This is a genomic window from Methyloversatilis discipulorum (assembly GCF_000527135.1).
In the GTDB taxonomy this organism is placed as follows: domain Bacteria; phylum Pseudomonadota; class Gammaproteobacteria; order Burkholderiales; family Rhodocyclaceae; genus Methyloversatilis; species Methyloversatilis discipulorum.
The window spans coordinates 4,096,457-4,111,395 of the sequence record NZ_AZUP01000001.1; the positions used below are offsets into that span (position 1 = coordinate 4,096,457).

The following is a 14,939-nucleotide window of genomic DNA, read 5'->3' on the forward strand; positions in this document are numbered from 1 at the left end:
ACCGAGGAGACGGAACATGAGTGCAGCCCGATACCGCATACGCGGCACCGTCAGCGACGCGGCCACGCCGGACGCCGGCGCCGGTGTCGCGGTGCTGCGCGGCCGCCGGCTGATTCCCGGTCGCGCCCGCGACGGCGTGACCGGCGAACTGGAGGTGGCGGCCGACGAGGTCGTGCGCATCGAACTCGACAACGGCTTCGTGCTGTGGAGCCGCGCCGACGATCTGGTGCGCGAGCACGGCCGTCGTTCGGTGTCGCGCGACGGCGACAGCGCCTGGGAATTCGACGCGCTCGACACCGCTTCGGCCGCGCCGGCTTCGCGTGGTCTGCTCGGGCTGGGCATCCGCGTGCTCGACTTCTTCGGTATCGACCTGAAGAAGAAGTCGGCCGCCGCGCTTGGCAAGTGGTTCGAGGAGAAGCGGCTCGGTCGCGCGCCTGGCCTGCACCACTGTGCGCTCGACGCTTTCGCGCTGACCCCGCTGGCCGCGCGCACCGCCATCGCCGCTGACGCCGGGCCGCTGCTGGTCTTCCTGCATGGCACCGGTTCGAGCTGCGAAGGCAGCTTCGGCGGACTGTGGGATGCCGCCAATCGCGAGGGCGCCGCATTGCGCCGCCGGTTGACGGCGCGCTACGGCGAGCGCGTGTTCGCGCTCGAACACCGTTCGCTGACCGAGAGCCCGATCAGCAATGCGCTGGCGCTGGCCAAGCGCCTGCCCAAGGGGGCGGAGCTGCATCTGGTCAGTCACTCGCGCGGAGGCATGGTGGGCGAGCTGATGTGTCTGGGCGAGTGCCGCGGGCTGGATGCGGTCGTCGGCCGTCTCGATGAACTGTTCGCGGCCGACCGTACGCTGGCCGAGCAGATCGGCCTCGGCGCGCTCGACGATGCGGCCGAGACGGCGCGCCACGCCGCCTATCAGGCCGATCGCGCGAATCTGGCGGCGCTGCTGGCGGAACTGAAGGCCAAGCAGTTCCGCGTTAGCCGCTTCGTCCGCGTCGCCTGTCCGGCGCGTGGCACCACGCTGGCTTCCGGTCGGCTCGACCGCTGGCTGTCGGTGCTCGATTTCGTATCCGGCAAGGCGCTGTTCGGCGACGCCGTCGACTTCCTGCTCGCCGTAGTGAAGGAACGCACCGACCCGCGCACGCTGCCGGGCGCCGAGGCGATGATGCCCGGCTCGGCGCTGACCCGGCTGCTCAATCACGCCGAACTCGAAACCGTCGCCGACCTGACGGTGATCGCCGGCGACGTCGAGGGCGAGTCGCTGTGGCAGAAGATCAAGCTGCTCGCCACCGACTGGTTCTACGGCGCAGACCACGATCTGGTGGTGAATACCGGCTCGATGAGCGGCGGGCTGCGTCGTCCGGCTAACGGCGCGCGCTTCGGTCGCGACGAGGGCGCGCAGGTCAATCACTTCCGCTACTTCGTCAACGAGAAGAGCGTGCGCTGGCTGGCCGCCGGCCTGCTGCGTGTCGAAGGTGACGACGCCGGTTTCCAGCCCATCGCCGAGGCGCCGCACGATCCGCCGCGCTGGCGCAGCGCGCTGGCGCGCAGCCAGAGCGCTGCCGAACCGCGGCCACTGGCCGTGGTGCTGCCGGGCACCATGGGCAGCGAACTGAGCGTCGACGGCGAGCGCGTCTGGCTGGACTATCTCGCGCTGTTCAAGGGCGGGCTCAAGCGCCTGCACATGGCGGCGGCGCAGGTCGAGCCGGGCGGGCTGGTCGATCAGTTCTACGGGCCGCTGCTCGAATTCCTCGCGCGCAGCCACCGCGTCGAATTCTTCGCCTACGACTGGCGCCAGTCGGTGCGCGCTGCCGCGGCGCGGCTGGCCGAGCGGCTGGAGGCGGTGGTCGCGCGCGCCGAGGCCGAGCAGCAGCCGGTGCACATCGTGGCCCACTCGATGGGCGGACTGGTGGTGCGCGCGCTGATGAGCGACGGCGGCCGCGGTGCTGCCGTGTGGGCGCGCATCACCCGGCTGCCGGGCAGCCGCTTCCTGATGCTCGGTACACCGAACGCCGGCTCGCACGAGGCGGTGCGCTGGCTCACTGGCCACAATCCGACGCAGGCGCGCCTGGCGCTGCTCGACTTCACGCAGAGCACCACCGAAATCATCGATCTGGTGCGCACCTACCCGGGCCTGCTCGAACTGCTGCCCTTTGCCGACAGCGATCCGGATTTCGCCGATGCGGCACGCTGGGAAGCGCTGCGCAAGCAGCTCGGCGCGCGCTGGAAGCCGGCTGACGCGAAGACGCTGAAGTGGGCGCACGATACCTGGACGCAGCTGAAGTCGACAGCGGTCGATGCGCGCTTCGTCCGCTACGTGGCGGGTTGCCAGCCGGCGACGGTGATCGACTACCGCGTCGAGGACGCCGACGACCCGTGGCCGCTGGGCCGCAAGCGCATCGATTTCGTCGCCACCGCGCGCGGCGACGGCACCGTCAGCTGGGCTTCCGGCACGCTGCCCGGTGTGCCCATGTGGTACGCCGAAGACACCGCGCACGACTTCCTGTGCGCGCAGACGCGCGCCTTCGACGGCTACCTCGACATCCTGACCACCGGCGGCACGACCCGGCTGCCGTCGGCGCCGCCAGCGGGCGCGCGTGCCGCCGGCGCTGGCGAGGAACTGTTCGTGCTGAAGCCGCTGCCGCCGGCCGACGGCATTCCGCAGGCGGCCGACATCGCCAGCTTCGGCTTCGGCGGCGGGACGCCACCGCGTCGGGTCGAGCGCAGCACGCGCACGCCGATCACCGTGCGCGTGCGCCACTGCGAACTGAGCTATGCGCGCCACCCGGTCATGGTCGGGCACTATGCCGGCGACACCATAGTCAGCGCCGAGGCGAGCATGGACCGGCGCATGCACGGCGCGCTGTCGCGCAGCCTGCAGCTCGGGCGTTATCCCGGCGCGGCGGGCACCCACGGCATCTTCATTCCGCGCGAAATGCACCAGCATCCGCAGGGCGCCATCGTGGTCGGGCTGGGCGAGGTGGGCGAACTGAGCCCGGGGCTGCTGCAGGACGGCGTGCGCCGGGCGCTGCTCGATCTTGCGCTGCAGGTGATCGAGTGGCCGGACGACCGCTTCGGCCTGGCCGATGCGCTGCGCACCATCTGCGTATCGACCCTGCTGGTCGGCACCGGCGCCGGCGGCATGCGCACACGCGATTCGGTCGAGTCCATCCTGCGCGGCACCGGCGACGCCCAGCGCGCGCTGCGCGAGGGGGCGCTCGCCGGTCGCGTCGTCATCGGCGAGGTCGAATTCATCGAGCTGTACGAGGACATCGCCATCCAGGCTGCCGGCGCATTGCGCGAGGTGGTCGATGGTCCGCTTGCTGGCGAGTTCGTGTGGCCGGAACAGGTGCTCGGCCAGGGCAACGGCGGGCGCCGTCGCGTCTGTTTTGACGAGGATGCGAGCTGGTGGCACCGGCTCGAAATCACTCACGACGCGCGTCGCGACGAACTGCGTTTCATCGCGCTGACCGACCGCGCGCGCGCCGAAATCAGCCTGGTCGGCGGCCAGCTGCAACAGGTCGATGCCTTCGTCAGCCAGGCCTGCCGCTCCTGCGCTGCCGATGCCGACACGTCGCGCACGCTGTTCGAAATGCTGCTGCCGCACCGGATGAAGCAGCTGGCGCCGGAGCGGCGCAGCGTCGTGCTGCTGGTGGACGAGGTGTCCGGCCGCTTCCCGTGGGAACTGCTGGAGGACCGCTGGCAGGCCGGTCAGCGTCCGCCGGCCGTGGCCTCCGGCATGCTGCGCCAGCTGCGCACCTCGCAGTACCGCGAGCGACCGCTGGGGGCGACACGTGCCAGCGCGCTGGTGATCGGCGACCCGGCACCGCTGGGCCGCGGGTTTTCCGCACTGCCTGACGCCGCCGCCGAGGCACGTGCGGTGGCCGGCGTGCTGTCGTCCGGCGGTTGCGCGGTGACCGAGCTGATCCACGCCGAAGGCCGCGCCATCATGGCGGCGCTGCATCAGGACGCGTGGCGCATCCTGCATCTGGCCGGCCACGGCGTTCACGAGTACGTGGTGCCGACCACCACGCCGGCGGACGGCAGCAGCGGCACGCGCAAGGTGTCCGGCATGGTGATCGGCGACGGCTGGTTCCTGACGCCTGGCGACGTCGAGCAGATGCGCTACGTGCCGGAGCTGGTGTTCATCAACTGCTGCCATCTCGGCAACACCGGCGGCGACGATGCTGCCCGCTCACCCGACCTCAATCGGCTGGCCGCGAACCTGGCGACGCAGTTCATCCGCATGGGCGTGCGCGCTGTCGTCGCCGCAGGCTGGGCAGTCGACGACGCCGCCGCGCGCTGTTTCGCCGAAACCCTGTACGGCAACCTGCTCGATGGCCGCGGCTTCGGCGACGCCGTGCGTCTCGCGCGCGAGGCGACCTGGACCCGTCACCCGAAGGTGAATACCTGGGGCGCCTACCAGTGCTACGGCGACCCCGATTACCGCCTCGACCCGACCGGCCCGGCGCGCCGCGACAGCGCGCCGCCACCCTTCACCACGCCGTCCGAACTGGTGGTGCAGATCGACAACCGCAGCAGCGCGCTGATGAGCGGCGGTGCCGCCGCGAACGGTGGCGACGCCGATCCGTCGGCCTGGCTCGACAGCTACACCGCGCGCGTGCCCGCCGCGGCCCGTGCCGCCTGGCTTGCGCGAGCCGACGTCGCCGCGGCGATCGGTCTCTGTTTCGGCGAGGCGGGTCAATACGCGCTGGCGGCGCAGTGGCTGGACCGCGCGCGCGAGGCCGACGACGGTGATTGCCCGCTGCGCGTGCTCGAACAGTCGGCCAATTTCAGGGTCCGTGCGGCCGACGACGAGTGGGCGCTGATGCGCGAGAAGCGCGGCGACGCCACCGACCTGGTCGCCGGCATCCGCCGCGCCATCGCCGACCTCGAACTGCTGACGCCGTCGGCCAAGCGTTGCGCGCTGCTCGGCAGCGCGCACAAGCGGCTGGCCTGGATGCTGGACGGCGACGCGCGGCTGGCGGCGTTGGCCGACATGGCGCAGCACTACGGGCGGGCGTTCGAGCTGGCCGCGCGCAACGAGGGGCAGACCGTGGACAGCTATGCCTTCATCAATCTGTGGACGGCGCGGCTGCTGCATGCGCGGCTGAGCGGTGCCGAACTGCCGGCGGATGCCGCGCGCACCGTCCGCGACGGATGCGAGCGCGTGCAGCGGGATGCCGCCGCCCACCCGCATCCGGACTTCTGGAGTACGGCCGTGGTTGGCGACTGCGAACTGCTGTGCGCCTTGCTCGACGGGCGACTGGCTGCCGCCGAACAGGCGAGCATCGTCGGCGCCTATCGCGCCGCCTTCGCCCGTGGCGGCAGCGCACGAGAACGCGCGTCGGTGCTCGATCAGGTCGATTTCCTGATCGATCTGGGCGTGCTGCGCAGCGGCCTGAAAAAGGTGCGTGAGGCGCTCGGCGCCTGACGCGGGCTCAAGGAGGACACATGGCCAGCGGACTGAAATACGAGGACGACTACCTGATCGGTGGCCCGGCGCGCGCCCGCGTCACGCCGAACTTCCAGTTGTCGGAATACGCGCGTGCCGACGGCACGGTGCGCGTGCATCGCGAACTGCTGGCGGCGGTTCAGCGGGTACGCGACGAACTCGGTGGCGGCGTAAGCATTGCCGGCGTCGCGCCGCGCGGAGGTCTGGGCGCCGGGATCGAAGGGCGCTTCGTCTGGCTGAAGGCGGCCGATCCGGCGGCACTGGCGGACGCCGCCCGCCGCGTCGCGCGCGACGGCTGGCTGGCGCGGGTCGAGCCACGCGGCGAGCAGGTCTATGTCGAGATGCACGACCCGTCGAAGCTGCCGGCGCTGGCCGCCGAGCGTGCGCTGGATCTGGCCATCGCGGTCACCGCGGCGTTCGAAACCAGTGGCGATCCCTATCTGCAGGTGACCGGCAATTTCGACGGCGCCGGCCTGTCTTTCGGGCCGCTGCAGGTCAATCTGGGCACCGGCACGCTGCAGGAACTGTTTCGTCGTTTCGCCGCGCGCGACGAGGCCACGCTGCGCGCCTGTTTCGGCGCGCTGTGGGACGAGTGGCAGCGCATGCTGCGTCTGCCGTCGCGCGCGGCGCAGGTGCGCTGGGCCGACGCGCTGAGCCGCGGTCCGCGCAAGGCCGGTTTCGATCCGGCCTGGACGAAGGCCTTGCAGGCGGTCGGGCGGCAGCCGGTGTTCCGCGCCGAATGGCTACGCTACGCCTACGACACCTACGGCCGCAAGCTGGTCGTCGCGCTGGCCTGGCTGAAAGGCGTGCGGCCGATACCGATACGCAATTTCCGCTGCCTGGCCGCGCTGTACGACCTGTGCGTGCAGCAGGGCAGCCTGGACAAGGCGCACGCCGCCATCCGCCGGCGCATCGAGCGCGAGAACCCGCAGGACGAGTTCGCGCTGACCCGGATCGCGGTCGAGGAGCGGGGCCGGACCGCCAATGCGCAGTGGCGCGCCGACTGCATCAGCCGCCGGTTGTGCATCCTGGAGCGCGAGCCGGTCAAGGTCGTCGAGTCGGGCCAGAGCGCACAGCGCGACAATCCGCAGCTCCATCTGCTGCGCAACGCGCCGGTGCACCAGATGGAGCGCTGGCTGGCCTGAGCTGCGGCCGGCACACCGGCTGTAACGGATTTATCGCAGACGGCGCGCAGGCGTCGCTTAAACTCGGGCGCTTCCGACATCCTTTCAGGTTTCCGTCATGTCCCTGCAGCCCGTCATCCTGTGCGGCGGTTCCGGCACCCGCCTGTGGCCCCTTTCGCGCGAACGCTATCCGAAACAGCTGCTGCCGCTCGATGGTGACAACACGCTGCTGCAGGACACCGCGCTGCGCGCCGGCGCGCCCGGCATCGAACTGGCGCCGCCGCTGGTCGTGTGCAACGAGGAATACCGCTTCCTGACCGCCGAACAGCTGCGTCAGATCGGCGTGCATCCGGCCGCGCTGCTGCTCGAACCGGTGGGGCGCAATACCGCGCCGGCGCTGGCGCTGGCCGCTCTCGCCGCAGCCGGCCCCGACACCGTGCTGCTGGTCATGCCGTCCGACCACGTGATCCGCGACACCCCGGCCTTCCGCGATGCGGTGGCCATCGGTGCCGCGCAGGCGGAGCAGGGCGCGGTGGTGACCTTCGGCATCACGCCGGATCGGCCGGAAACCGGTTACGGCTATATCAAGGTGGGCGCCGCACTGGCCGGCAGTCCGGCGCGCACGCTGGACCGCTTTGTCGAGAAGCCGGACGCGCCGACCGCACAGTCCTACCTGGAAAGCGGCAACTATCTGTGGAATGCCGGCATCTTCATGATGAAGGCCAGCGTGGCGCTCGATCTGCTGAAGCGTTTCCGCCCGGACATCGAAGCGGCGAGTCGTGCGGCCTATGAGGGCGGTGCGGCCGACCATGATTTCTATCGTGTCGACAAGGCGGCCTTCGCCGCCTGCCCGTCCGATTCGATCGACTACGCGATCATGGAACCGCTGGCCGCCGGCGAGCCGCGCGTGGCGCCGGCCGTGGTGGTGCCGCTGGACGCCGGCTGGTCCGATGTCGGTGCCTGGGACGCGCTGTGGCAGGTGGCCGACAAGGACGCCGACGGCAATGTGGCGCGTGGCGACGTGCTGCTGCAGGACACCTCGGACAGTCTGGTGTTCGCCGAAACCCGCATGGTGAGCTGCCTCGGCCTGAAGGATGTGGTGGTGGTCGAAACCAGCGACGCGGTGATGGTGGCGGCCAAGGACCGCACCCAGGACGTGAAGCGCATCGTGACCGAGCTGAAGGCGCGCAAGCGGCCGGAGGCGGAAAACCACCGCAAGGTGTATCGCCCGTGGGGCTATTACGATTCGATCGACGCCGGCCCGCGCTTCCAGGTGAAGCGCATCGTCGTCAATCCGGGCGCTTCGCTGTCGCTGCAGATGCACCACCACCGGGCCGAGCACTGGATCGTCGTAAGCGGTACCGCGCGCGTGACCTGCGGCGACAACGTGCTGCTGCTGTCGGAGAACCAGTCCACCTACATTCCGCTGGGCACCACGCACCGGCTGGAAAACCCGGGCAAGCTGCCGCTGGAAATGATCGAGGTGCAGTCCGGCAGCTATCTGGGCGAGGACGACATCGTCCGCTTCGAGGACACCTACGGCCGCAAGTGAGGGCGCGGGCCCGCGCGAGCGGGCCCTGCCGCCGGATCAGACGACGAAGGTTTCCAGGCGCTGCCGCATCGACTGCGACAGCGCGTTCATCGCGTCGGCCGCCTGGCTGACCTGACGCACCGCCGCACTGTTGTGCTCGCTCATGCCGGCAATGCGCTCGACCTGCTGCGCGATGCTTTCGCTGGCGCTGGTCTGTTCGCGCAGCGCGCGCGAGATTTCGTCGGTGGCACCGACAGCGTTGCGCGATTCGCTCTTGATGTCGTCCATCGCCTGCGCCGCCTGCTGCGTCGAACTGCCGATCTGATCGAACTGCGACACCAGTTCCTGCATGCTGGTACGGGTCTGCTCGGTCACCGACTGCACGTTGCCGACCACGCTGTCGATCTGCTTGGTCGCTTCGGTCGTGCGCTCGGCCAGTTTGCGCACCTCGTCGGCCACCACCGCGAAACCGCGGCCCTGTTCGCCGGCGCGCGCGGCCTCGATTGCCGCGTTGAGCGCCAGCAGATTGGTCTGGTCGGCAATGCCCTTGATGGTGCCGGCGATCTCGCCGATCTGTTCCACCTGCCGGCTCAGTTCTTCCATGCCGCCGGCGGCCGCCTGCACGTCGACCGCGGCGTCGCGCATCGACGAGGCGGTGGTTTCGATCACGCCGCCACCGAAGTCGGCGCGTTCGAGCGAACTGCGCGACACGTCGCGCGCGTGACCGGCGCTTTCGCTGACGTGGGCCACGCTGACGGCCAGCTGTTCGGCCGCCGCGGCCATGCTCGAGGTCGAGTCGTTCTGCTGTGCGACGGCGCCGGCCAGCGTGTCGACCGAACCGTGCAGCGAAGAGGAGTGGCTGGCGACCTGCTGCGCGTTGTCGCGCATCGATCTCAGTGTCGATTGCAACTCCGAGAACAGCGCGTTGATCGATGCGCCGGCGGCCGACAGTTCGTCGCCGCGGCTGTCGGGGGCACGCACCGTCAGATCCATCCGTGCCCGTGCCTGCCCGAGCGCGCCCTGCAGCGACGACAGGCTGGTGGTCAGACGGCGCAGCGTCAGCACGATGCCGACGACGAGCAGCAGCGACAGCACCGCGATGGCGACGCTCAGCGTGATCAGGCCGGTGCGGTAGAGCGCGCTGGTGCGGGCGCGCGTGTCGTCGCCCAGCGCCTTCACGTCCTGTTCGATCTGCCGGGTCAGCGCTGTCATCGCTTCGGTCGCGCTGCGGTCTATGCCCTTCACGGCGCGATCCACCTTCTTGCCCGACTCGGGGTCGGCCGCGTCGAAGTTCTTCAGGGCCGCGACGTAGCGCTCGTGCATCGCCGCGTGCGCGGCGGCGAGGGCCTTCACTTCGGCGACGCGCGGCGATCCTTCCGCCTGCAGGCGGCCGGCGATGTCGCCGAGACGCGAAGCCACGTCCTGCGCATGCTTTTCGAAGCTCTTGCTGTAGCGTTGGAACTGCTCGACGTCATTGCCGCGGATCAGGATGTTCTTCCATTCCTGCACCTGGGTCTTGAAGTCGATACTGGCGTTCTGCACGTCCAGACCGATGGCGACGGTGCGCTGCAGGCGCGCCAGATCGTCGCCGACGCCGCGGTCGAGGCGGTAAAGCTGGAGCAGGCCGAAGCCGCCGGCGGCCAGCAGTCCGGCGAGGGCGACGAAGCCGAGGGCCAGCAGGCGGCCGCGCAGTGTTTTCAGTCCGTTCATGTCGGGCACTCCAGAGGCAAGTGCCTGAATATCGGGAGAAAACGTGGAATCTTTAACGGTTGGCGCCGGACGGTCTACTTGCGCTTGATCAGGCCGGCGACGCCGGCGGCGATCAGCAGGGCCGGCCACCAGGTGCCGAACAGTTCGGCCAGTTCGCGCAGCGAGAAAAGGTTGAGGTTGGAAGCCAGCAGCAGTGCGCCGATGACGATGAGGCCGATCGATCCGATCATGAGTTGTCCTTGTTGTCCGGGGCGGTCCAGACCGCGATGGTATTCCGTCCGGCGGCCTTTGCCGCGTACATCGCCTGATCGGCACGGGCGACCAGCGTGTCGAAGTCGTCGCCGTGGTCCGGGCACATCACGACGCCCAGGCTGGCGGATATCTGCGCCTGCCCCTGTTCGAGCGTAAAGGGCTCGCCAAGACGCAACCGGATCTTCTCCGCCACCGCGCAGGCGGCCTCGATCGAGCCAGTTTCCGGCAGCAGGGCGACGAACTCGTCGCCGCCATGGCGCGCCAGCGTATCGGCTGCGCGCAGGCAGGCCAGCATGCGCCGGCTCGCTTCGATCAGCACCTCGTCGCCGGCGTGATGCCCCATCCGGTCGTTCACCTCCTTGAAGTGGTCGAGGTCGATGAACAGCAGGCAGAAACGTCGCTGGTAGCGGTGTGCTGCCGTCAGTGTGCGGTTCAGCCGCTCGACCAGCAGCGAGCGGTTGGGCAGGCCGGTCAGGCCGTCGTGCGTCGCCAGCCAGGCGATCCTCGCCTCGTCGGCCTTGCGTTCGCTGATGTCGGCCATGACGATGATGGCGCCGGTGACCCGGCCGGCGCTGTCGGTGCGTGGCACGCCGGAAGCGAGCACGGCGACTTCGCCGCGGTCGCGGCTCTGCAGCGTCAGTTCCATGCGCACTGTGTCGCCACCGAGCAGTGCGTCCGCCATCGATTGCAGCGCGTGCCGGTTGCCGTCGAAGGCGAGTTCGTCGAGCGATTTGCCGCCGACGTCGCGCGCGTCGAGGTTGAGCATGCGGTGCAGGCCGGGGTTGGCATATTCGATGTGGCCGTGCGCGTCGAGCGCAAGGATGCTCTCGCCGGACAGGTTGACCAGGGTCGAGTAGAGTGCCTCGCTGCGCGCCAGCGAGGCGCCCAGTTCGGCCAGCCGCGCGGCGCGGCGGCGGGCCAGCCCGAGGCTCGCGGTCAGCGCCACCACCAGCACACCGAACAGCACGACCAGCGCCAGTTCGGTGTGCCAGCGGTCGATGTCGTCCGCCGCTTCCTTGCGTTGCTCGAACACCAGCAGCCAGCGCCGGCCGTCGATGTCACGCGTGATCGAATGAGTTGGCGCGTCGAAGCGCACCGGGTCGGCGCCATGGCTGTCGAACAGCAGCGCCTCGGGTGCCGCCGTGTCGCCGTCGTAGATGCGCAGGCGCAGCGACGGCTGCATTCCACCGAGCGTGCCGGCCATCAGGTCGAGCATGCGGAAGGGGCTGAATACCCAGCCGCTGAGCGCGGCCGCGCGTTCCGCCGCGGTGCCGGTCGGCATGCCGCGGCGGTAGGCCGGCAGATAGAGCAGCACGCCGGTCTGGATGTCGCGATCGGCCTCCTGGATCAATCTCACCTTTCCCGTCAGTGCGGCTTCGCCGGTCACCCGGGCCCGCTGCATCGCCTCGCGACGCACCGGCTCCGACAGCATGTCGAAAGCGAAGGCGCGTTGATTGCGCCAGTCCTGCGGTTCGAGATAGACGATGCTGCTGTACTCGGCGCGCTCCCCTGGCGGATGGATCCGGTATTCACCGCCATCGCGCGCGCGCATCGATGCGATGTGACTGTCCAGGTCCGCCGCCCTCACATGGGCTGAGAAGCCGACACCCTGAATGCCGGGAAAATCCTCCTGCAGCGACAGCGCGCCGACATAGATCTTCCAGTCTTCCAGCGTGACGTCGTCCGACGCGTCGAACAGTGCGCGCGCGCCGCGCAGCACCTGACGGTAGGCGCGCATGCGCTGTTCCACCTGCTGCGTGATATCGCGCGCCTGGAAGGCCAGGCGCTCTTCGACGCGTTCGCGGTGCCGACGGTCGATCTCGTTCCACACCAGATAGACCGCCAGCATCGCGCCGAGCGCGGCGAGCAGTACGGGCAGGCCGATCTGCCAGACAGAACGGTCCGTTGAAGCTCGCGTGTGGGGCGCTGCGCTCATGTCGGGCATTGAACCTGCATTTTCCGGGCATGTCACCAAACTCGGGGCGGCCGCGGTGCGCCGCAGTGAGCTTTCTGGTGCGTCAAGCACTTATCGACCGCCAGCAAGCCCGTCTTGACCCCGTCCGGCGGACCAATGCCCGTACCCCGGCGTATACTTGCGCCCTTTCCCTGTCGGTGCAGTTGCAGAAAATGGCCCAATACGTGATGTCCATGCTCCGCGTGAGCAAGGTGGTTCCCCCGAAGCGCACGATCATCAAGGACATATCGCTGTCCTTCTTCCCCGGCGCCAAGATCGGCCTGCTCGGCCTGAACGGCTCGGGCAAGTCCACGGTGCTGCGCATCATGGCCAATGCCGACCGCGAGTACGACGGCGAGGTGCAGCACCAGCCGGGCGTGCGCATCGGCTATCTGCCGCAGGAGCCGGAGCTCGATCCGGACAAGACGGTGAAGGAAGAGGTCGAATCCGGCCTCGGCGAAATCGTCGAGGCGCGCCAGAAGCTGGAACAGATCTACGCCGCCTACGCCGAGCCGGACGCCGATTTCGACAAACTGGCGGAAGAGCAGGCGAAGTACGAGGCGGTGCTGGCGGCGGCCGGCTCCGACGTCGAGACGCAGATGGAAATCGCTGCAGATGCGCTGCGCCTGCCGCCCTGGGACGCGAAGATCGGTCCGCTGTCCGGCGGCGAGAAGCGCCGCGTAGCGCTGTGCAAGCTGCTGCTGTCCAAGCCGGACATGCTGCTGCTGGATGAACCGACCAACCACCTGGACGCCGAGTCGGTCGACTGGCTGGAACAGTTCCTGGTGCGTTTCCCCGGCACCGTGGTGGCGGTGACGCACGACCGCTACTTCCTCGACAACGCGGCCGAGTGGATTCTCGAACTGGACCGTGGCCACGGCATTCCTTGGAAGGGCAACTATTCCAGCTGGCTGGACCAGAAGGGTGAGCGGCTGCGTCAGGAAGAGTCGCAGGAATCGGCGCGGCAGAAGGCGCTGGCGACCGAACTGGAGTGGGTGCGCGGCAATCCGAAGGCACGTCAGGCGAAGAGCAAGGCGCGTCTGGCACGCTACGAGGAAATGAGCAGCGTCGAATACCAGAAGCGCAACGAAACGCATGAAATCTTCATTCCGCCCGGCGAGCGCCTGGGCGACAAGGTGATCGAATTCCACAACGTTTCGAAGGGCTTCGGCGACCGCCTGCTGATCGACAATCTGAGCTTCAGCATTCCGCCGGGCGCCATCGTCGGCGTGATCGGCCCGAACGGCGCCGGCAAATCGACGCTGTTCCGGATGATCCAGGGCAAGGACACGCCGGATTCGGGCGAGATCGTGGTCGGCCCGACGGTCAAGATCGCCGCTGTCGACCAGACCCGCGACGGTCTGGATGGCACGAAGACGGTGTTCGAGGCGGTTTCCGATGGCGCCGACATCCTGACCGTCGGCCGTTTCGAAATGCCCAGCCGCGCCTATATCGGCCGTTTCAACTTCAAGGGTGGCGACCAGCAGAAGATCGTCGGCAACCTGTCGGGCGGTGAGCGCGGCCGGCTGCATCTGGCGAAGACGCTGATTTCCGGCGGCAACGTGCTGCTGCTGGACGAGCCGTCGAACGACCTCGACGTGGAAACGCTGCGCGCGCTGGAAGACGCGCTGCTCGAGTTCTCCGGCTGCGTGCTTGTCACCTCGCACGACCGCTGGTTCCTCGACCGCATTGCCACCCACATCCTGGCGGCGGAGGGCGATTCGCAATGGACCTTCTTCAACGGCAACTACCAGGAATACGAAGCCGACAAGAAGAAGCGCCTCGGCGAAGAGGGCGCCAAACCGAAGCGCATCCGCTACAAGCCGATCAGTCGCTGATCACGGAGCCCGCCCGCGCTCGGTCGCGGACGGGCTTGAGGCGCGCCGCCGCGCGTGCCACCGCAGGCAGCCGTTCCGCTACCACCATGGAGGACACACGGATGAAGACCTCTTTCCGCATCGCCCTGTTCGGTCTGGCCTGCGCTGCGGCGCCGGCGCAGGCGGTGGACATCGTGTTCGACTACCGCTATGACAGCGGCGGCTTCTTCACCGATGACCGGCGTGCCGTGCTCGATGACGTGGCGCGGCTGTTCAGCGGCAATCTGGACGATACGCTGGCGGCGATCCAGCCGACCGGCGACGATGTGTTCGTCGCTCGCATTTTTGATCCGGTCGATCCGCTGAACGGCACCGTGGTCGTGCCCGGCCTGACGGTGGCCGCCGACGAGATCCGCATCTTCGTTGGCGCTCGCGCTTTCTCCGGGCAGACGCTGGGTGTGGGCGGGCCCGGTTTTCACGTGGCAGGCGGCAGCAGCGACTTCGTCGCGCTCGCCGACGGGCGTGGCGAGCCGGGGGCATTGGCGTCGCCGCCCACTGATTTCGCGCCCTGGGGCGGCACCATCACCTTCGGCACCAACGTCGGCTGGTACGCCGACGACGATGTCGGCACCGTCGAGAACTTCGCCGGGTTGTTCGACCTGTATACCGTGGCGACGCACGAAACGGCGCACGTGCTGGGCATAGGCACCGCCGACAGCTGGTTCGCCCAGGTCAGCGACGGCAGCTTCACCGGTGCCGCGGCGACCGCGGTCAACGACGGTGTCGCGCCGCTGCTGCGCGATGACGGCAGCGACGCGCATTTCGATACCTCCTTGCGGGCCGCTGCGAACGGCGTCGATCAAGTGCCGTTGCTGGCCCCGGTCATCCCTGCCGGGGCGCGTCGCTACATGACCGAACTTGACTGGGCGGCGCTGCGCGACATCGGCTGGGACGTCGCCAGCCTGCAGGCGACCGTGCCGGCGCCGATACCTGAGCCGGCCACCTGGGGCCTGATGGCGGGCGGCCTGCTGCTCGTCGGCGCGGCCGCACGGCGCCGTGCGGCCTGAGGCGGCGCACCCGCTGCACGTGGCGGTAAAGT

General features: G+C 69.1%; 8 protein-coding genes. 5 read left to right on the forward strand and 3 right to left on the reverse strand.

What is annotated here, in order from left to right:
• Positions 1-16: 16 nt before the first annotated feature.
• The 3 genes from METFAM1_RS0119050 to METFAM1_RS0119060 all read left to right on the forward strand — a co-directional run bounded on the left by METFAM1_RS0119050 (position 17) and on the right by METFAM1_RS0119060 (position 8,128).
• Positions 17-5,431 (forward strand): CHAT domain-containing protein, encoded by a 5,415-nt coding sequence (locus tag METFAM1_RS0119050; protein ID WP_019917139.1) that lies wholly within the window; start codon positions 17-19, stop codon positions 5,429-5,431.
• A 20-nt stretch (positions 5,432-5,451) separates the two neighbouring features.
• Positions 5,452-6,597, forward strand: coding sequence for a hypothetical protein (locus METFAM1_RS0119055; protein WP_019917140.1), 1,146 nt, complete (start codon positions 5,452-5,454; stop codon positions 6,595-6,597).
• 97 nt (positions 6,598-6,694) lie between these two features.
• A complete protein-coding gene (locus tag METFAM1_RS0119060; protein WP_019917141.1) occupies positions 6,695-8,128 on the forward strand; it encodes a mannose-1-phosphate guanylyltransferase/mannose-6-phosphate isomerase in 1,434 nt (477 codons plus the stop codon).
• 36 nt (positions 8,129-8,164) lie between these two features.
• On the opposite strand, the gene METFAM1_RS0119065 is transcribed toward METFAM1_RS0119060, so the two are convergent.
• The 3 genes from METFAM1_RS0119065 to METFAM1_RS0119075 form a co-directional block, all read right to left on the reverse strand.
• Entirely contained in the window at positions 8,165-9,817 is a 1,653-nt protein-coding gene (locus METFAM1_RS0119065; RefSeq protein ID WP_019917142.1) for a methyl-accepting chemotaxis protein, read from the reverse strand.
• 74 nt (positions 9,818-9,891) lie between these two features.
• Entirely contained in the window at positions 9,892-10,047 is a 156-nt protein-coding gene (locus tag METFAM1_RS21110) for a LiaI-LiaF-like domain-containing protein (protein ID WP_019917143.1), read from the reverse strand.
• The gene (locus tag METFAM1_RS0119075) at positions 10,044-12,005 is read right to left on the reverse strand and encodes a CHASE domain-containing protein (protein WP_232419827.1); all 1,962 of its coding nucleotides are present in this window, start codon (positions 12,003-12,005) and stop codon (positions 10,044-10,046) included. Before METFAM1_RS0119075 ends, METFAM1_RS21110 begins: the two co-directional genes overlap by 4 nt.
• Positions 12,006-12,196: 191 nt before the next feature.
• On the opposite strand from METFAM1_RS0119075, the gene ettA reads away from it, so the two are divergent.
• A complete protein-coding gene (gene ettA, locus METFAM1_RS0119080) occupies positions 12,197-13,861 on the forward strand; it encodes an energy-dependent translational throttle protein EttA (RefSeq protein WP_019917146.1) in 1,665 nt (554 codons plus the stop codon).
• A gap of 101 nt (positions 13,862-13,962) precedes the next feature.
• Positions 13,963-14,907 (forward strand): PEP-CTERM sorting domain-containing protein, encoded by a 945-nt coding sequence (locus tag METFAM1_RS0119085; RefSeq protein WP_019917147.1) that lies wholly within the window; start codon positions 13,963-13,965, stop codon positions 14,905-14,907.
• Positions 14,908-14,939: the final 32 nt, after the last annotated feature.